At 36.7% G+C, this 17,890-nt stretch carries 21 protein-coding genes; 17 read left to right on the plus strand and 4 right to left on the minus strand.

Annotation, left to right across the window (positions count from 1 at the left end; genetic code table 11):
- Positions 1–63 precede the first annotated feature (63 nt).
- Positions 64–369, plus strand: coding sequence for a hypothetical protein (locus P4V41_RS09655; protein WP_328084619.1), 306 nt, complete (start codon positions 64–66; stop codon positions 367–369).
- A 634-nt stretch (positions 370–1,003) separates the two neighbouring features.
- On the opposite strand, the gene P4V41_RS09660 is transcribed toward P4V41_RS09655, so the two are convergent.
- Positions 1,004–1,660 carry a cupin domain-containing protein gene (locus P4V41_RS09660; protein WP_328084620.1) on the minus strand — a complete coding sequence of 219 codons (657 nt, stop codon included), beginning with the start codon at positions 1,658–1,660 and terminating at the stop codon, positions 1,004–1,006.
- Positions 1,661–1,753: 93 nt separating this feature from the next.
- Positions 1,754–2,089 carry a hypothetical protein gene (locus P4V41_RS09665; RefSeq protein ID WP_328084621.1) on the minus strand — a complete coding sequence of 112 codons (336 nt, stop codon included), beginning with the start codon at positions 2,087–2,089 and terminating at the stop codon, positions 1,754–1,756.
- A gap of 215 nt (positions 2,090–2,304) precedes the next feature.
- Here P4V41_RS09665 and P4V41_RS09670 point away from each other — a divergent pair, with 215 nt between their 5' ends.
- From P4V41_RS09670 to P4V41_RS09715, 10 genes are all read left to right on the plus strand, one after another.
- Complete coding sequence (locus P4V41_RS09670; protein ID WP_328084622.1) at positions 2,305–2,859, plus strand: hypothetical protein; 555 nt, start codon at positions 2,305–2,307, stop codon at positions 2,857–2,859.
- 367 nt (positions 2,860–3,226) lie between these two features.
- Positions 3,227–4,774, plus strand: coding sequence for a nickel ABC transporter substrate-binding protein (nikA, locus tag P4V41_RS09675; RefSeq protein WP_328084623.1), 1,548 nt, complete (start codon positions 3,227–3,229; stop codon positions 4,772–4,774).
- A 1-nt stretch (position 4,775) separates the two neighbouring features.
- The gene (nikB, locus tag P4V41_RS09680; RefSeq protein WP_328084624.1) at positions 4,776–5,717 is read left to right on the plus strand and encodes a nickel ABC transporter permease; all 942 of its coding nucleotides are present in this window, start codon (positions 4,776–4,778) and stop codon (positions 5,715–5,717) included.
- Position 5,718: 1 nt separating this feature from the next.
- Entirely contained in the window at positions 5,719–6,570 is an 852-nt protein-coding gene (gene nikC, locus P4V41_RS09685; protein ID WP_328084625.1) for a nickel transporter permease, read from the plus strand.
- A 14-nt stretch (positions 6,571–6,584) separates the two neighbouring features.
- The gene (locus tag P4V41_RS09690; RefSeq protein WP_328084626.1) at positions 6,585–7,592 is read left to right on the plus strand and encodes an ABC transporter ATP-binding protein; all 1,008 of its coding nucleotides are present in this window, start codon (positions 6,585–6,587) and stop codon (positions 7,590–7,592) included.
- The gene (locus tag P4V41_RS09695) at positions 7,579–8,352 is read left to right on the plus strand and encodes a dipeptide/oligopeptide/nickel ABC transporter ATP-binding protein (RefSeq protein WP_328084627.1); all 774 of its coding nucleotides are present in this window, start codon (positions 7,579–7,581) and stop codon (positions 8,350–8,352) included. Before P4V41_RS09690 ends, P4V41_RS09695 begins: the two co-directional genes overlap by 14 nt.
- 62 nt (positions 8,353–8,414) lie before the next feature.
- Complete coding sequence (locus P4V41_RS09700; RefSeq protein WP_328084628.1) at positions 8,415–9,752, plus strand: MATE family efflux transporter; 1,338 nt, start codon at positions 8,415–8,417, stop codon at positions 9,750–9,752.
- Positions 9,753–9,879: 127 nt separating this feature from the next.
- Positions 9,880–10,206, plus strand: coding sequence for a PadR family transcriptional regulator (locus tag P4V41_RS09705; protein ID WP_197191580.1), 327 nt, complete (start codon positions 9,880–9,882; stop codon positions 10,204–10,206).
- Positions 10,203–10,826: a permease prefix domain 1-containing protein gene (locus P4V41_RS09710; protein ID WP_328084629.1), complete on the plus strand. Its 624-nt coding sequence runs from the start codon at positions 10,203–10,205 to the stop codon at positions 10,824–10,826. Before P4V41_RS09705 ends, P4V41_RS09710 begins: the two co-directional genes overlap by 4 nt.
- A 26-nt stretch (positions 10,827–10,852) precedes the next feature.
- A complete protein-coding gene (locus P4V41_RS09715; RefSeq protein ID WP_328084630.1) occupies positions 10,853–11,323 on the plus strand; it encodes a hypothetical protein in 471 nt (156 codons plus the stop codon).
- A gap of 58 nt (positions 11,324–11,381) precedes the next feature.
- Here the strand turns inward: P4V41_RS09715 and P4V41_RS09720 are convergent, their stop codons facing one another.
- A complete protein-coding gene (locus tag P4V41_RS09720; RefSeq protein WP_328084631.1) occupies positions 11,382–12,188 on the minus strand; it encodes a YwqG family protein in 807 nt (268 codons plus the stop codon).
- Between the two features lie 396 nt (positions 12,189–12,584).
- Between P4V41_RS09720 and P4V41_RS09725 the strand changes: the two genes are divergently transcribed.
- Complete coding sequence (locus tag P4V41_RS09725) at positions 12,585–13,340, plus strand: alpha/beta hydrolase (protein ID WP_328084632.1); 756 nt, start codon at positions 12,585–12,587, stop codon at positions 13,338–13,340.
- A 56-nt stretch (positions 13,341–13,396) separates the two neighbouring features.
- On the opposite strand, the gene P4V41_RS09730 is transcribed toward P4V41_RS09725, so the two are convergent.
- Complete coding sequence (locus P4V41_RS09730) at positions 13,397–13,747, minus strand: hypothetical protein (RefSeq protein ID WP_328084633.1); 351 nt, start codon at positions 13,745–13,747, stop codon at positions 13,397–13,399.
- 148 nt (positions 13,748–13,895) lie between these two features.
- On the opposite strand from P4V41_RS09730, the gene P4V41_RS09735 reads away from it, so the two are divergent.
- From P4V41_RS09735 to P4V41_RS09755, 5 genes are all read left to right on the plus strand, one after another.
- Positions 13,896–14,390: a DinB family protein gene (locus tag P4V41_RS09735; protein ID WP_328084634.1), complete on the plus strand. Its 495-nt coding sequence runs from the start codon at positions 13,896–13,898 to the stop codon at positions 14,388–14,390.
- 152 nt (positions 14,391–14,542) lie between these two features.
- Positions 14,543–15,133: a class I SAM-dependent methyltransferase gene (locus P4V41_RS09740; RefSeq protein WP_328084635.1), complete on the plus strand. Its 591-nt coding sequence runs from the start codon at positions 14,543–14,545 to the stop codon at positions 15,131–15,133.
- Positions 15,123–15,809 carry a response regulator transcription factor gene (locus P4V41_RS09745; protein WP_328084636.1) on the plus strand — a complete coding sequence of 229 codons (687 nt, stop codon included), beginning with the start codon at positions 15,123–15,125 and terminating at the stop codon, positions 15,807–15,809. Before P4V41_RS09740 ends, P4V41_RS09745 begins: the two co-directional genes overlap by 11 nt.
- Positions 15,806–16,888 carry a HAMP domain-containing sensor histidine kinase gene (locus P4V41_RS09750; protein WP_328084637.1) on the plus strand — a complete coding sequence of 361 codons (1,083 nt, stop codon included), beginning with the start codon at positions 15,806–15,808 and terminating at the stop codon, positions 16,886–16,888. Before P4V41_RS09745 ends, P4V41_RS09750 begins: the two co-directional genes overlap by 4 nt.
- A 135-nt stretch (positions 16,889–17,023) precedes the next feature.
- Positions 17,024–17,803 carry a TVP38/TMEM64 family protein gene (locus tag P4V41_RS09755; protein ID WP_328084638.1) on the plus strand — a complete coding sequence of 260 codons (780 nt, stop codon included), beginning with the start codon at positions 17,024–17,026 and terminating at the stop codon, positions 17,801–17,803.
- Positions 17,804–17,890: the final 87 nt, after the last annotated feature.

Genomic DNA, 17,890 nt, shown 5'->3' on the forward strand with positions numbered 1-17,890 from the left:
GGATTTTTGACATTTTCACAGAATACATGTATCGGTATGAAAGAAATTCTGGAGGCGTTTGAAATGTTTGGCTTGTTAAATGTAGGAAGTCTTGTATTAGGGTTAATTGCTTGGATTTTGCCAGTTGTAAATTTATTACGGAAGAAAAATAAAAACTGGATGATGTTGTCTACGATTAGTATCAGTGCTTGTGCCATTTCATTATGTTTTCAAATTTTTTATACCTATCATAAGGTGTTAGTAGAGGATTGGAGTGCACTCATGGATACGATGTATGCCACTGCATTTGCTTCAGTAGCTCTTTTAATCATTACTATCGTTTTAAATGTAATATCATTGGTTGTTTATCGTGGCAAAACAGCGAGTTAAACGGAACTTAAAAACGGTGTAGAAGCTAGAAAAAGGGAAATCAATTGTGATTCCCTTTTTCTTTTTGACTTTTCTTTTCATAATACTCATACCTTAACTTACGTTGACGAATCTGCTCTACTTGCCAATCCACAATTTTTATTAGAGAAACTAAGACAAGAATAGGTAATCCGAAATATAAAAATAAGGTTAAAAAAAGTACCAAGTAAGTTATTTCCATAATTTCAATTTCACCTCCAGTGTTTTTGAATAGAAAAACCTTATTTTACCATTAATATTGTAAATTTAAGGAAGCTGAAATATAATGATAATATCAACTTTGAAAGATAAATTTTTCAAAAAGAAAAAAGGCGAGTGTCATAAAAGAATAGAGTTTCTAAAATAGAGAAAGGCTGTGATTCTCATGTTTTGGCTATACTTCTTAATCCCACTTGTTATCATCATTATTTTAGGTGTAATGGTTGATAAGCATAATAAAAAGAAGGGTTTAAAATCGAAAGTTAAGCATAGTGATATTAAATATATGTGTATGCAAGAACCTCCAGAAAGCAGTCGATCAACAAAATAGAATTTTAAGAATACCTATGAAAACACAGCAAACCGACCAGTTCCATACGGGTCGGTTTGTGTCCTTTTATCCCCTCCACCAAACATTCCGATAAGGCTGAACGTAGGTAGTTTCTGGATGTTGTTGAACATACTGCATTTGCTGATACGTTTGATCATAGTTCGGATGATGATAAGAGTAATCAGCGTTTCGTTGACAGTTCGTGTAAGGTCCTATATAAGTAGAAGGTTGAACAGGGGCAACCGTTTCTTTCCATTGATTCTCGTCAAGACAATACGTATGCGCCATAACATTGGCAGGAGTGAATCTCAGTATGTCGGAACCAAGAATAACTTGTGGAGTCGGTGCATCAAAAATCGCTAGAATATGAGTGTTATCTACTAAAGCGATTTCATAGTGCCACCAGCCTTGAGGAACATTTGCTACCTGGCCGGGTGTAATCTTCAAGTTCAATAACTGTTTGGTAAATGGATTCAGAATCGAAACGAGAACAGAGCCTGAGATACAATAGACAAGCTCTGCTGCATTTTGATGATAATGAGGCTCAACTACATTACTCGTACTTAGAAATATGTCTAGTAATGATACGTTCTCTAAGGTATTCAACTGGTTAATACCCAATACATTGATATAATTCTGGCTGTCTTTTTTAAACAGTGGACTCGTATTTACATCAAACGTAAATTGAGCAGAGGGAGATGTATAATCCATATATGAAACCATAAGATGCTTCACCTCTTTTAGGCGTTTGCCAACTTTGTAAGTATGGTATGCAAACACGTTTAATTGGTGTAGTTTTATTTAACTAAATCTGGATTAAGTGTTTGTGATAACAAAGGTACCGATTATAATCACGATTCCATTCAAGATAAGAGTCAGGATTAGACCTATACCAGCAAGAAGTTTTTTCTCCCCTCTTTTGAATAGTGTGTAGCCACATAGTACTAGTGCAAGTGGTGAACCGATAGCCACTGTATAGATGAGGAAGCTGCCTGTAGAATAATATATGGTCAGGATAAATAATAGGGAAAGTACCAAAGAGGCATAACTCAACCAAGAATAACGCTTATTCCCCTCACTTCGGTCTCGATACCACGTAAGAATCCCAGTTAATAATCCACAAAGAATAAGTAATATAAAAATAAAATCCAAAGAAATTCCCCTCGTTTCAAGAAATTATTTTGTCGTTTAGAATTATAACATAATATGGAAGATTGAAATTCCACTTCGAATTTATTTAACTAATTGTAAAATAATTGAAAAAAGATGATATTATGATATTGAATACATTAATGAGTTTTAAGTTTTATAATTTTTAATAGGGAATGCATAATAATTCTGGAATTACGAAAAAGGGGATAGTCACAATGACAAAGACAAAAAAGCTAATTGGAGGCATATTATCCGCAGCTGTTGCATTAAGTGCCTGCAGCTCTAGAGAAGAAATAGTTGTTCAAGATGAATCAACTTATACGGAAGATGAAACCAACTCAACGTCTTACTCGGAAGAGCCAACTTATGATGAACCTGTCGAAGAGGATATTGAATTAGATCATTTACAATCTCAATATCCAGATATGGACTTAGAAGCAATGGAAAATTATATAGAAGAAAACGGACTGGAATATGAAGAGGATGAGCTTATCACTTTTTTAGATGATGTCTATGAAAACGGAGAATCTACTCTGGAATCCAACTATTATGCTAATGAAAGCTCATTTCCGTGGTGGATATTCTTGTTAGCAAATACAACCAAAGCGAAACCTACAGGAAAAGTTAACTTGACGAAACCAGCTACAACAGCTCCTTCAACAGTAAAACCAGCAACAAAACCGAGTACGAACGTAACAACTTCTCCTTCATCAACCGGTACTCAATCAGGTTCAGGCTTTGGATCGGGAAGTAAATCATCCGGTTCATAAATCCTAACATTCTATATTCTCATACCTATACAAATCTCTTAAACCCATCATTGATGGGTTTTTATAGTTTTATTCGTTTAGAGATTGACGACAAATTTAATAAATGATAAAATTCGATTTGTAAATCGTAATGATAACGATATAAAGTGGATGTGAGGGGGTAGCGATTTAACAAGGAACAGAAGGGCGAGCATAAAGAACACCTCGTACAAAGGTGTAGTAGATTTCATGATTACTTCGTTTTTTAGTGTTCCAGATTACTTGATACATAGGTATTGCATCTTTCAATAAACTTTAACCATTATTTTTTTGATTTTCAAACCGTAATGATTACGATTATAAACTGACAGGCAAGGAAGGTAAATGAATGAGAAACTATAAAAATGTTTTAGTAGGTATATTATGTTTGGTTCTTGTATTAATCGCTGGTTGTTCAACCACGCAAAAAAGCACAGAGAAACAAGAAGATAAAGAAAAGAACGTTAACATGATCTTCAGCTTTAAAGCAGCAGACTTAGACCCTCACACTGGATTTATTCCGATTCGTGCTGGAATAACAGAAACGCTATTAAAACTAGATGAGAAATCAAACATTGAAGGCTGGTTAGCTGAAAAATGGGAAACAGCAGATAATCAAAAGTGGGTATTTGACATTCGTGATGATGTAAAATTCCAAGATGGTAAAAAACTTGATGCTGAATCTGTGAAACAATCATTAGAGAGATGTTTAAAAGCGAATGAATCTTTAGAAGGTTCACTCAAGATTAAATCGATGGAAGCGGATGGACAAACACTTACGATCAATACTACTGAGCCCTATCCTGCGCTTCCTTCTGAACTAGTAAATCCTTATACATCAATTGTAAATATGGAAGCAGCGAATAAGGATGGAGAAGAAGCATTTAAAAATAATCCTGTTGGTACAGGTGCTTTTAAAGTCAAAGAATTTAAAGCCAATCAATTTGTTGAAGTAGAGAAGAACGAAAATTATTGGGCAGGTGAGCCGAAACTAGATTCAGCTATGATTAAATTTAATGAAGATGCTAACGTTAGAGCACTGGCACTTCAGTCTAAAGAAGCTGATGTTGTTTACAATCTCCCTGCAGAGAGTTTAGATGCGATAAAAAAAGATAATAAACTTAATGTAAAATCTATTCCTGGACTACGTGCACATTTTGTTCTTTATAACAGTCAAAGCGAAAACGTTAAGGACTTGAAGGTAAGACAAGCGCTTGATTTGTTGCTTGACCGTGAGAGTGTGGCAAAAGACATCATGCTAGGACATGGTCTTGAGGCAAACGGTCCATTTAACAGTACATTACCGTTTGGACTAGATGAAGAAGTTTCAGAATTGAATGTGGAAAAAGCTAAAAGCCTTTTAACACAAGCAGGTTATAAAGAGAATGCAGAAGGTTTAATGGAGAAAGGCGGGAAACCGTTAACTCTTGAACTAGTTACGTATAAAGCTCGTCCAGAACTTCCTTTAATCGCGCAGCTTTTACAGTCTGACGCAAGTAAAGCAGGAATTAAAATTAACATTAAGACGGTTGAGAATGCAGATACGCATCTAGCTGAAAACAAAGACTGGGATCTAGCGACGTACAGTAACAATACCTCTCCAAGAGGAGACGGAAGCTACTTCTTTAACACGGCATTTACAGAAACCGGAGCATTAAATGTTGGAAAGATTAACATTCCTGAACTTAACACTCTAATACAAGAGTTAAACCGAACAACAGATTTAGATGAACGTACAAAGCTAACTCAAGAAGCAGCAAAGGTAATCAACAAAGAAGTTGCCCACAGCTATGCAGTTTATCCAAATATCATTATTGGAATGAACAAACGCATTGTGAACTGGGAGCCTACGGCAGAGGAGTATTATATTCTAACACACAATATGGATGTGAAATAATGTGTTTACGATTATAAAGAATAGGGTTATACAGCTGATTGTTGTTTTATTCATTCTATCCCTATTTACGTTTACATTGATGAAGATGGCACCAGGAGATCCTGTTCTTACCATCCTAAATGCCGATGAAATGGTCGTAACAGAAGAAGATCAAGCTGAGCTTAGAAATAAGCTCGGCTTTGATCAGCCTCTGTATATACAATATGGCAGATGGATGCTCAACCTAATGCAGTTTGATCTAGGAAAATCATATATGACGGGCAAACCGGTTGTCGAAGAATTGTTAACGCGACTACCCATTACAGCTGAACTTACTTTTTTCGCTTTGACCCTCATGCTTTGCATCACAGTTCCACTTGGCGTGTGGTCAGCGAAATATGTGAACAGATGGCCAGACCAGTTCAGTCGAATCCTAGCATTAGTTGGGGCATCTATTCCTAGTTTTTGGCTAGGCCTCATTTTAATCTATTTTTTCGCATTTAAGCTTGGTGTTCTACCTTCCTCAGGTATCGGTTCGTATCCTCAAATCATCTTACCTGCTTTCACGTTAGGTTTTACTTATGCTGTTATTTATGCGAGATTGCTACGAGCAGGTCTTCTGCAAAGTTTGTCTGAAGACTATGTTTACGCAGCAAGAGCAAGAGGTGTAAAAGAGTGGAGAATTTTGTGGTTGCACGCGTTTAGAGCAGCTATCCTTCCTGTTCTCACGATATTTGGTTTGAGTTTAGGAAGCTTTCTAGGTGGAGCAGTAGTGGTTGAGATTCTTTTTTCGTGGCCAGGATTAGGTAGTCTAGCTATTGACGCCATACTTAATCGGGATTATCCGGTCATTCAAGGGTACGTCCTATTAACTGGAGTATTTGTAGTTCTAGCAAACTTAATCGTTGACCTATCTTACTATGTGATTGATCCAAGAATGAAACGAAAAGAGGAGGCATTATGATATGAATATTCAGATGCCTAGAATAAATCAAATTCCATTTTTCTTCAAGAAACAAAATTTACTGATTCAGTGTGGTATCATATTTTTTATTATTATCATTTTAATCACATTAATTGGACCATTTATCGTTCCAAATGATCCCTTCACAGCGAATATGTCTGAACGACTTTCCCCACCGAGTAGCGTTTACCCTTTAGGAACTGACCATATGGGAAGATGTATATTTTCAAGACTCATAGTCGGTGCCCAGTCAACACTTGGTATAACGGCTCTTGTTGTAGTGACTGTTGCACTAATCGGAATTCCCATCGGTCTCGTAATCGGTTATATCGGTGGTCGATTGGATACAGTGTTTATGCGTTTAGCAGATGGTATACTTGCTCTTCCGGAATTTATTTTAGCGATTGCAATCGCAGGATTCTTAGGACCAAGTTTAACGAATCTCATGATTTCAATTGTTTTTGTTAAGTGGATTGCTTATACAAGGGTCGTCAGAAGTATTGTCATTTCTGAACGAAATAAAGATTACGTTCTAGCTGCAAAAGTTGGGGGAAGTTCTAGCTGGAAGATTATCCGAAGACATATGTTTCCGCAAGTTGTTTCTCCTGTACTTGTCCTTGCTACCCTTGATATCGGAAAAGTGATCCTTACAATCTCTTCCTTATCCTACCTTGGACTAGGTGCGCAGCCTCCAGCTCCAGAATGGGGAGCGATGTTGAATGATGGAAGACCTTATTTTCAGAGTGCACCAGAATTAATGATCTACCCAGGTTTAGCCATCTTTTTTGTAGTATTAGCTTTTAATTTGATGGGTGAAGGATTGCGAGACAAATGGGATGTTAAAAGTCGATAGAGAGGAGGTTTGCAATGGCTGAGAACAAAACGACAACAACTGGTGAAAATAATCTGCTGCTTGTGGAAAACCTTTCAGTGACTGTGCGCAACAGCGGGAAAAAGCTAATTCAAAATCTGAATTTTTCTATCCCAAAAGGTGAAATATTTGGCTTAGTAGGAGAGAGCGGCAGTGGGAAAAGTTTAACTGCCACTGTGATTTTGGGAATGCTTTCTAAGTCTTTGGAAGTAACAAGCGGAACTGTTAAACTTGGCCAATCAGAGATCACGTCGTTAAGTGAAAAAGAGCTAAGAAATATACGTGGACATGATAGTGCTTACCTCTCACAAAACTATCAAAGTTTTTTCACACCATTTATAAAAGTTGGAAAGCAGTTTATAGAGATTATTAGATGTCACACTAACATGAGTAGAAAAGAAGCAAAGAAAGTGGCGATTCATTGGTTGAACAGAGTTCACTTACCTGCAGAACGTGTATTTAACAGTTATCCCGATGAACTTAGTGGCGGACAGCTGCAGAGAGCTTCTATCGCGTCAGCCATCATGTTTCGCCCAAAACTAATTATTGCAGATGAACCAACAACAGCTCTAGACGTTTTAACCGGAGAAAGAATTCTTGATCTCCTTTGTGAGCTTAAAGAAGAGTTGAATTGCTCTATTCTTCTAATCTCTCATGACCTGAGACATATTATTAACCGAACACAAACAGTGGGTGTCATGTACGGTGGACAAATTGTAGAAATCGGAAAAACCAGTGCTGTAGTAGCGGATCCTATCCATCCTTATACGAATCTATTACTTCAGTCGAGACTTAAACTAAGTAATCAACCTCCCCTTGAATTACAAACTATGCTTGGTGAACCTGGGCTAATAGCTGAAGAGGGGTGTCCTTTTTCTAAAAGGTGTCCAAGTGTTATGAAATCCTGCAGCAACTTAGTGCCAATGAATAGCATTGGAACACACCATTCGGCCGCTTGCCATCTGGTGAAGGCAGAAAGGGAAGAACGATATGTTACACATTAATTCAATCTCTAAGACGTATCACTCAAAACCAGCTTTAAGTGATATTTCACTTACCGTTCAACCTAGTGAAAGTATAGGAATCATTGGAGAGAGCGGTAGCGGTAAAAGTACTCTTGGTAAGATCATTTTAGGGTTAGAGAAACCGGATCAAGGCGATGTTCATTTTAGAGGGAGTAACCTGCACACGCTAAAAGGACAAGCTATAAAAGCACTCAGGCGTCACCTTCAAATCGTGTTTCAAGATCCTGCCGGGTCATTAAACCCTAAACTTCCTGTGTGGAAGTCTGTGGTTGAACCTTTAGAAAATTATCCAGACGTTATCCCTTCATTTTTAAACGAAGTAAGACATGATCGTAAGAAGATGGCGGAAGTCTTGTTTCAAAAAGTGGGCCTGTCACCTGAACTTCTGGAGAGATATCCACACCAACTAAGTGGTGGACAAAAACAAAGAATAGCCGTAGCGAGGGGAATTAGCTTAGAACCAGATCTGCTGGTTTGCGATGAACCTACTTCAAGTCTAGATGTTTCTGTACAAGCACAAGTGCTCAACCTGTTAAAGAAGTTACAGCGAGACTTGAACCTCTCTTTTCTATTCATCTCGCATGATATCGCTGCTGTTCAATTCATGTGCGAACGAATTGTAGTATTAAAAGAAGGACTCGTAGTTGACTCATTTTTAACGAAGGATCTTTTTTCACAGTCTCGTCATCCCTATACCAAACTTTTGGTAGAGATGAGTATGGACCAAGAGTATAAATAGAAGTGAACCAACACTTTTACATGTGAAGTGCTGGTTTATTTATTTTGGAAGGATGAACTTCTTTGAATCATTCAAGATATCTTAGCTTGGCACTACCGCTGATTCTTACAACCATCACGACTCCTCTCCTTGGTGCAGTTGATACGGCTGTTGTTGGACAGCTGGATGATTCCTCTTACATAGCTGGAGTGGCAGTCGGCACGATTATCTTTAATACGATGTATTGGCTGTTTGGATTTTTGAGAGTGAGTACATCTGGATTTGCTGCACAAGCGCATGGAACAAAAAATGAGGAAGATATTTTACGTTCACTCAGTAGACCTTTGCTCCTAGCACTGAGCATAAGCGCAATTTTAGTAGCACTCCAATATCCGATAAAAGAACAGTTTCTACCGCTGTTGACATCTGATCCAGTCGTTCAGTCTCTAGCAATAGATTACTTTGCGATTCGTATATGGGGTGTACCATTCGGACTGCTCAATTATGTAATCATAGGATGGATGATGGGACTGGCAATGATTAAGAAAACCTTGTTCCTTCAAATGTACATGAACGTAACGAACATTGTACTTGATATTCTATTTGTTAAAGTCTTCTCATGGGGTGTGGGAGGGGTTGCAGCGGCTACATTGATTTCGGAGGTCTCTACTTTCGTAATCGGTCTTGTTATTGTTTGGAAAGCTATTCCCGCAAAGCAACGTAAAAAGGTTCTCCAAATAAAATCAATCGATCTATCTTCTTATAAAAAAATGATGAGAATGAACAGGGATTTATTCATTCGAACATTATGCTTATTAATTGTGTTTAATATTTTTACGGCAAAGGGAGGCACGTTCGGTACAGAGATCCTTGCGGCAAACGCAATATTGATACAGATTCATTACATCATGGCATATATGTATGATGGATTCGCCAATGCTTCAAGTATATTAACAGGAAGAGCAATAGGTTCTAACGATAAGACACTTTATCAAACAACGATAAGACTCACTTTTCAATGGGCAGTTATCTCATCACTCATCATTTCAAGTGTATATTACTTATTCAATGATCAGATACACCAAATGTTCACCTCGATACCTGAAGTACTTCATGAAGTAGGTATGTACGAAGCTTGGATGGTATGTTTTCCGCTCGTCTCAAGCTTTGGAGTCGTACTTCATGGAATTTTTGTAGGAGCAACAGAAGCCTCTTCATTACGTAATACTATGATTCTAGCATTACTCGTTTTCTTAATTTCTCTTTTCTTAGCAGCACGTTTAGATAATCATGGATTATGGTTAGCTTTTATTCTTTTCAGTTCCGCTCGATCGTTGTTCTTAATTTTACATGTGCCAAAGTTAACGAGGACACTAGGATTTCGTGAAATTCGCTATAGTGGAGAGAGTGAAGAATTTTAACAAACTAAAGGACAAATAAACAAAACACGGGGCACTAATAAAAAATGCCCTGTTTTTTTGGGGTAACACCCTTGTAATGCGATGTACATCGTATTAAAATGTAATTAGAAAATATTGGAGGTTGATCATGGATAAAGAACTATTGAAGGGGAGCATAGAAATATTGCTTCTTTCACTATTAGTTGATCGAGATAGTTATGGCTACGAAATGACAAGGAATTTACGAATATTAAGTAACGAAGAATTCTCCATGAACGAGGGAACCCTTTATCCTGCTTTAAAAAGGTTAGAGAAAAAAGAGTGTGTGACTTCTTATTGGAAACACGGACCTGATGGTAATCGGCGTAAATATTATTCTTTAACATCAACTGGACGAAAAATCCTAACGGAAAAGCGAAAAGATTGGAAACAAATTAATGAGCTTATGGATAAAACGTTGGAGGGCTTGTTATGAAGAATTTAGATCATTATATCGATGTAATCGTAGCAGGTCTTCCATTAGAAGAAAAAGAGGAGATACTAGAAGAGATAACACAGCACATAAATGAACACATGAATGAGTTGATGATAAAGGGATACTCAGAACAAGAGTCATTACAGATTGCCATAAAGGCATTCGGAAACGAGCAAAAGATGAATTGGGAAATGAAAAAAGCAGTTTATCCCTTTTATAAAATTTCACGTTTTCTTTGGAACACCTTATTCGTTACCTTCATTTTTTGTCTACTTTCTTATTTTATCATGGAGCATTACTATCCAGGCGCCGATAACATAGCACCTTTATCAAGTGTTTTAGGAGTTTTCTTTATTATTTTCTTCATAGCTGGGATGGCTGAACTAGTTTATGAAGCCATACAATTAAGCTCAGTGAAGATGAAATATATAATGAATCCATGGGTATTCTTTTTTACTCCCTCAATTTTTATCGGTGGAATAATGTTTCTTACTTACTTTCAGCAGCCAGAAAACTATCAAAATGGATTGTGGGTTGATCTGTTGGTTGTTCCAATTGGAGCTTTTTTCTACGTGATAGCGAGACAAATATTCAATCAACTTTTTAATCGTTCCATTTAATTTGTAAACGGGAGAGGAGTAGGTGCATGAAAAAGCAATGTCTACATGTGTTAACAGGTTTCTTGTTTATCATTTTATTGACCGCATGTATTGCAGAGGATTATGATGCTGGACCACCAGAATTAAGACTTAGTGTCAAAGAAAATCTATATGCTTTAAAAGAAGCAAATGTTGACTGGAAAACAGAAGAAAAGGAATTTAAGAATAAAGTAAATAACTTCTTAACGCTAGGCAGTGAACAAAAAGAAATCAAACTTTCACCTAATCAACCTGCTGAAATAATCTTACTTGAGAATAAAGAAGATGGCGGAGAATACACGAACGAGACAATGAAAGTATCTCTATGGAAGGGGAATGAGAAGATAGAGTTGACGACGAAATCATCAACTGATTATTCTTTTTCCTTTCCAAGTAATCCTGGTAAATATGTTCTAGAAGTTAATTTTCAAACCAGAAAGGGTAGTTCGCAATATGTAGGTAATATCACATTAAAATAACGTAAGCTAAACCCCCAGAATAGAAGGGGCAACCGCTAAATTGCCCCCTTCACGTCTATTAATGACAATCCCAGTTAAACAATACGCTAGAAAAGTCTTTTTTTCTTAAATCTTCTTTCGTAATAAAAAAGTTGCCTACACCTGCATCTCCCCACATGATGTCGTTTTCACCTTCATCATCTGTATCGATCTGAAGCAACGTAATTCGGTAATCATCAAATTGCGTGCCATAATCACGTGGATCTGTTTGTGAAAAGTATGCGTATCCGCCTATTTTGTGTCCCATGTTCTCAACGTGTTCACAGAAAAGGTCATAAAGTGTTTCTTCTCCCCACATATTCTCTTCACCAGTTGCCTGATCCATATCAATTGATTCATAACTTTCTTCAAACTGAAAATCACTGACACCAAGTGCTTCTTTTGACAAGGAAAAAGATAAACGGTATTCACCATTAAAAGGAAGGTGCTCCTCTAATGAATCTTCCGGAGTAAAAGAGTTTGTTGCATGAGGGTGTTCACTATTCTCATGATAGATGACGCGGAAGTTACTCTGATTAGTAGGATTATTAAAATCCATACCCATCACATCATCATTTTTAGAAAGATAGAACTGTAAAATCCCTGTCGTTGGAAAGTGTTCAAGGTGAGGAATTTCCTCGAAATTAAGTTGGCAGAGAAGAGCCATTGGTATTTCAGAAGAATCTAAGGGATAAGAAAATCCATCAGGCAAGTAAGGAGTCCCTCCAATCTTACTGTCTTTAACAGAGGTGGACTGACGTGTAGCTTGTATTGAAACAAAAGGAACAAGCGTTTCCTCTATGCTACTTCTATAAGGTTCTAACGCTTTTGGAAGTGATAAAGTCATAATGTACTATTCTCCTTTTTTCTTTTAAGTGTAAGTTTCCTGTAATCATATTACAATAAAAAAATAACGTTATATAATGTACATTAAGTACGTGGTAATGAAGCATAAATATGTTTTTACGAGGTGTGAAGATGAGGAGAGTCAAAAAATATCTATTTTATTTTGTACCTATTTATTTAACATTAATTGCTTTCGACTTTTTCAGATATAAAGAACTGCAATTAGTAGAAAATCTCATTATACCCTTGCTTTATGTAATTGTTGTGTACATTTTAGATTGGTCAAAAATAAAGAATCAGGAAACAAAAGCTGAATGACTTAAGGGGATTTTTGCAGGTAATGCCGTTACTTCCTTGAATGTATAGGGTAACTTGTAACTGAAATGGAGGGATTCGTTTGAAAGAGAAGCATTCAGTACTGGCTGACGCTCAACCTTTTTATTTTGAAGGCAACAAGGTGGGAATATTAATTTCTCATGGCTTTACTGGTTCTACACAAAGTATGCGTCCTTTAGGAGAGGCATACAGCAAGGCAGGATATACAGTCTGTGGTCCGAGACTGAAAGGGCATGGTACCCACTATGAGGATATGGAAAAGACTACATATCATGATTGGATCGCTTCCATTGAAGAAGGTTACCAATGGCTAAAAGAACGTTGTGACACGATTTTTGTAACCGGTCTCTCTATGGGAGGAACTCTTACGTTATATGTTGCAGAAACATATCCAGATATTAAAGCAATCATTCCAATTAATGCAGCGATCGACATCCCCGACATGGACACTATGCAACATTCCAATGACCGATTTCTAGACGCAATAGGTTCAGATTTGAAGAATCCGGATGTGAAAGAACTTGCCTATGACAAAACTCCGGTTCAATCTCTTAAAGAAATTGTATTGTTAATGAAAAAAGTAAAAGAAAATCTCCATACTATCACATGCCCCACGTTAATTTTTGTTTCAACAGAAGATCATGTTGTTCCACCTGACAACTCTCAAATTATTTATGATTCCATTTCATCTCGAGATAAACATGTCATACATTTAAAAAACAGCTACCATGTGGCTACACTCGACAACGACCAACAGCTAATTATTGATGAAACACTGCAGTTCATAGACAAAATATGTAATAAAGTTAATGCGTAAGTCAATCAAAAAAAACAAACCGGAACCGCCAGCAACAATTCGGGTTTTCATTGTGTTTATAACCGAGATTCTTTATTCATATAAAGGATTGCAGAATGAGATGGAGAGAAAAGAACGGTGTAGGTGCCTTTGAGCTCTTTCTGTATTTTTGATGAAAGAGATTGACCCATTTGATTATGCTCTGTTTCGAGCTCTAGACCATTTTCACGTAATTTATCGTTATCCCAATCGATCCATTCTCCGTATTGAATAGCCCAATCTCGCAACTTCTTTTTTAGTTCTAAAGAAATAGGTAGTTCATCAAGTTCTAAGTTACAGCCGCACCGATTACACCAAACAGGATCAGTATCAACATCAGCTTCTAATTTTAGTTCATAGATTTTCATATTTTCGCAACAACATTCCATATGCAACACTCCATCTAACGTCTTTTGATAATGTTTCCTAATTTATAATAATCCCTAAATATTATAAAGGAAAGAAACGGAGTAACTAGAATGGATCGAATAGACATAAATGAAAACAGTTAGTCAAATAGGTAGGAGAGTGAAACGTATGGTTCATGTAAAACATCTTTTAGCCGATCAACTGTTAGCCAATGCCAACGATGCTAGCTGGTATCTGCCCTTTAATGAGTCAGTAGAAAATCTTTCGGAAAGTGAAGCTTTTTGGAAACCGAACAATCAATGTCACAGTATCGCTGAAATTGTTCAGCATCTTCTATATTGGAATAAGACGTGGCAAAAGCGTTACGATGAGGCTCATGTACAAGCAGTGCCTTCGATTGGGGATAATGACAAAAGTTTTGTGATTTCAGAACATGAAAGTTTCTCTCATTTAAAAGAAGAGCTGCTGGATGTTCTTTTGAGATGGCAAGGTCTTTTGTCAGAAGAGAAAGCAGAGCTGGAAGTAAATGGTTTTCCTGTCCCTGCAAAATGGTGGGAACTCATCGGGAATGCAGCTACACACAATGCTTACCACATCGGACAGATTATCATGATTCGAAAGCTGCAGAAAAGTTGGAAAGTGGATAAGGTAGAAGTTAAATAGTAAATGAAATCAAGGCTGCATCTCCATCAATAGAAGGGAGGTGCAGTTTTTTTATTCCCTAAAACTTAAGAAATCTTAAGGATTATTCCTCTTAATTCTTTAGGTTTGAATTATAGAATGACTATACATTCAAACAATCGGAGTGAATAATTGTGAAACTTTTGTCCTTTTTAGCACAGTATATAAGTAATCCCCGATCAGTAGGAGCCATTCTTCCAAGTTCAAGTTATCTAGCTGATAAGATGGTAAAGAGTATCAATTTTGAGCAAGCAAGATACATTTTAGAATACGGGCCGGGTACGGGTGTTTTTACCGAAAAGGTGCTACAAAATCGTAAGCCTAAAACGATTATCATCTTATTTGAAAGCAATGAGGAATTCTACAAAATACTTGTACAGAAATACAAAGAGGTTGATAATCTCTACATATACAATGGGTCAGCTGAAAAGGTTGACTGGTACCTTGAAAAATGCGGTATTCCATTTGTAGATTACGTCATATCAGGACTTCCCTTTGCGAGCTTACCAAAGACCGTTTCAAATCGTATCCTGTTTAAAACTTCGAAAGTGTTAAGAAAGAATGGAAAGTTTGTTACGTTTCAATATTCAAATGTAATGAAAGCATATATTGAACAGTTCTTTTCAAAAGTGGATGTAAGTATTGAGATACGAAATGTTCCACCTGCTATGGTATTATGTTGTTCATTAGAAGAAGAAAAGATGGAGGGGACTTATGCAATCTAGAGTCTTAATCGTTGATGATGATAGTGATATTCGGAATTTGATTTCCGTTTATTTAGAAAATGAAGGAATGTATACAGTTCAGTCGGAAAATGCAATAGATGCGTTAGAACAATTGGAGAAGAAGGATTTTGATCTTATCATATTAGATATTATGATGCCTGAGATGGATGGGATCCAAGCGTGTATGAGAATAAGGCAGGAGAGAAATATGCCTATTATTATGCTCTCTGCTAAGTCTGAAGATATGGACAAGATTCAAGGACTGGCTGCTGGTGCAGATGATTACTTATCCAAACCGTTTAATCCTTTAGAATTAATGGCACGTGTTAAATCCCAGCTCAGAAGATATCGAAAATACAATCAAGATACTGATCCAAGTAGGGAATTCATTGAGATTGGAGATCTGAAGATCAATACAGAAACCCGTCAAGTATGGGTGAGAGGGAATGATGTCAGACTCACACCGAAAGAGTTCTCTATTCTAGAGCTGCTTGCCCGTAATAAAGGTATTGTTATGAGCATTGAGAAGATATATGAAGCTGTATGGCAAGAAGATTTCTATAAGTCAGACAGTACTGTCATGGTTCATATAACAAAGATAAGAGAAAAAATTGAAGAAGATCCGAAGAGACCCATCTATATCAAAACGGTTTGGGGAGTCGGCTATAAAATATGAGAATAAAGCGGATTAAAATATCGTTACTTGTAAAACTCCTGGTAGCAGTTGCTGTTAGCTTTATTGTGTCAACTGTGGTTATGATTATCATCTCTCAAATTATTTTGCATCTCTATAATCTTCAATATCTTACTATTGAAGATATTGGTGCAACTACCTATAATTTTATCGTTTTTCTGATTTTTACTTTTGTTATTTTTTCTTTTATTGTTACCTTCTTAGCATTGATACGAAACAAAATCATTTATATAAAGCGTATTACAGAAAGTATTAATGAAATCGCCAACGGAAAATTGGGAATGACGATTGAATTGCAGGGAAACGATGAATTAAGCAAGCTTGCCCAAGATGTTAATAGTATGTCTAAGGAATTATCAAGTAAGTTTGAATATGAAAGACAACTTGAAATAGCGAAAAATGAACTGATTACAAATATATCCCATGATCTGCGCTCCCCTTTAACATCCATTATTGGGTATCTAGACTTGCTGAGAAAGGGGCATTATTCGAGCCAAGATCAACTAAAAGAATATCATGATACGACTTACTCAAAATCAAAGCGGCTTGAAGCACTAATCAATGAGCTTTTTGAATATACTCGTTTAACAAGTCCAGATGTGAAATTAGACATTAATGATGTAGACATGACGGGTTTATTAGAACAATTGATCGGGGAATACGTTCCTATCTTTGAAAAGGAAAACCTAACTGTTATAAAGGAGATACCAAAAGAAGAAGTTCTAACTTCTATGGATATTGAAAAAATGGTACGTGTTTATGACAATCTTTTTATGAATGCCATAAAGTACAGCGCGAAACCTTCTATTGTTAAAGCTACTTTAGACATACAATCCAATTATGCTGAATTTAGGCTGTCCAATCAAACAGAAAGACCAGAAGTACGAGATATTAATCAATTATTTGAGCGTTTTTTAGTAGGAGACAAAGCCCGAAGCGAGCATGAAGGAACGGGACTTGGACTTGCTATTTCAAAAAGGATTGTAGAACTACATGGAGGTCATATACAAGCGGAGTATATGGCTGGCTGGCTCACGATTATTATCAAACTTCCAATTTGATCAAAGCTTATGAAGCAGGCTTCATAAGCTTTTTTAGTTGGAAAAAGTTAAGAATCGTTAAGAATTTTCCTAAGCTTTTCTTAAGATTTGTTTTACATAATAAATGTAACAGTAAGAAAAGAGGTTGGATGTTAAATGAATTTAAAAACACAACGAGGTACGTTATCTTATAAAATCGTTAATCCGTATAGGTATGGCTTTATCATGCATTTAGGAATACTGTTCGCTTCAATATACCTTCTTTCTCAATCACTAGCTACAGTTGAACCATCATATAAAGCATTTTTTCTAATCATCGGGTGTAGTGTTATCTTCCTGTTAATAGCATCTTATAGTTTGAAGTGGGACACATTTTTCGAAAAAATGAAGACGGTCTCGATTGTGTATAGCTTATTAATGGCAGCCATTTTTCTCACATATGGTTTGAGTCGCATGATTGTTACTCTTGATAACAAAGGGTTAGAGACGATCCTAAACGAGAACCTGGAACTTGCCAAACTTATCTATTTTTCTGTATGTTATGCTCAACCCATTATCTTGCCCGTTCCAGAAATAGTAACTGTCGTAGCGGGAAGTGCTGCTCTAGGCCCGTTCACCGCTTTTATCTTAGGATTCATGGGCGCTGTGTTAGGGATTCTTACGATGTTTTATTTATCTCGAACTTTTGGAATGAAAATGGTACAACGTTTAGTAAATGAAAAACAATTAGTTCAATATCATCGTTTTGTTAAGAAGAATGAAATGTGGATCATCGTTTTGTTGTTCATCGTTCCTGTGTTGCCAGATGAAATCATTTGTGTCGGTGCTGGAGTGAGCGGTGTTAAAACAAGACGCTTTATAATGATTGCTGTATTAGCAAAGCTAGTTACTACATTCTCGTTGGCTTATTCTTTACGAGTGACGGATCTATTTTAACTTATGTGGTTATTGCCCGCTCGGCTGAAAGCGAGCTGGATCAATTAAAGTAATAAAGCTCGCATACACCAATAGACCGAGCTTTAT

Source organism: Fictibacillus nanhaiensis (assembly GCF_036213205.1).
Classification (GTDB): domain Bacteria; phylum Bacillota; class Bacilli; order Bacillales; family Fictibacillaceae; genus Fictibacillus; species Fictibacillus nanhaiensis_E.

What these genes read in the sequence shown, in the direction of transcription:
- P4V41_RS09655 (WP_328084619.1), top strand. Translation starts at nt 64, where the DNA reads ATGTTTGGCTTGTTAAATGTAGGAAGTCTTGTATTAGGGTTAATTGCT.
- P4V41_RS09660 (WP_328084620.1), bottom strand. Translation starts at nt 1,660, where the DNA reads ATGGTTTCATATATGGATTATACATCTCCCTCTGCTCAATTTACGTTT.
- P4V41_RS09670 (WP_328084622.1), top strand. Translation starts at nt 2,305, where the DNA reads ATGACAAAGACAAAAAAGCTAATTGGAGGCATATTATCCGCAGCTGTT.
- nikA (WP_328084623.1), top strand. Translation starts at nt 3,227, where the DNA reads ATGAGAAACTATAAAAATGTTTTAGTAGGTATATTATGTTTGGTTCTT.
- nikC (WP_328084625.1), top strand. Translation starts at nt 5,719, where the DNA reads ATGAATATTCAGATGCCTAGAATAAATCAAATTCCATTTTTCTTCAAG.
- P4V41_RS09690 (WP_328084626.1), top strand. Translation starts at nt 6,585, where the DNA reads ATGGCTGAGAACAAAACGACAACAACTGGTGAAAATAATCTGCTGCTT.
- P4V41_RS09695 (WP_328084627.1), top strand. Translation starts at nt 7,579, where the DNA reads ATGTTACACATTAATTCAATCTCTAAGACGTATCACTCAAAACCAGCT.
- P4V41_RS09705 (WP_197191580.1), top strand. Translation starts at nt 9,880, where the DNA reads ATGGATAAAGAACTATTGAAGGGGAGCATAGAAATATTGCTTCTTTCA.
- P4V41_RS09710 (WP_328084629.1), top strand. Translation starts at nt 10,203, where the DNA reads ATGAAGAATTTAGATCATTATATCGATGTAATCGTAGCAGGTCTTCCA.
- P4V41_RS09715 (WP_328084630.1), top strand. Translation starts at nt 10,853, where the DNA reads ATGAAAAAGCAATGTCTACATGTGTTAACAGGTTTCTTGTTTATCATT.
- P4V41_RS09720 (WP_328084631.1), bottom strand. Translation starts at nt 12,188, where the DNA reads ATGACTTTATCACTTCCAAAAGCGTTAGAACCTTATAGAAGTAGCATA.
- P4V41_RS09730 (WP_328084633.1), bottom strand. Translation starts at nt 13,747, where the DNA reads ATGGAATGTTGTTGCGAAAATATGAAAATCTATGAACTAAAATTAGAA.
- P4V41_RS09735 (WP_328084634.1), top strand. Translation starts at nt 13,896, where the DNA reads ATGGTTCATGTAAAACATCTTTTAGCCGATCAACTGTTAGCCAATGCC.
- P4V41_RS09745 (WP_328084636.1), top strand. Translation starts at nt 15,123, where the DNA reads ATGCAATCTAGAGTCTTAATCGTTGATGATGATAGTGATATTCGGAAT.
- P4V41_RS09750 (WP_328084637.1), top strand. Translation starts at nt 15,806, where the DNA reads ATGAGAATAAAGCGGATTAAAATATCGTTACTTGTAAAACTCCTGGTA.
- P4V41_RS09755 (WP_328084638.1), top strand. Translation starts at nt 17,024, where the DNA reads ATGAATTTAAAAACACAACGAGGTACGTTATCTTATAAAATCGTTAAT.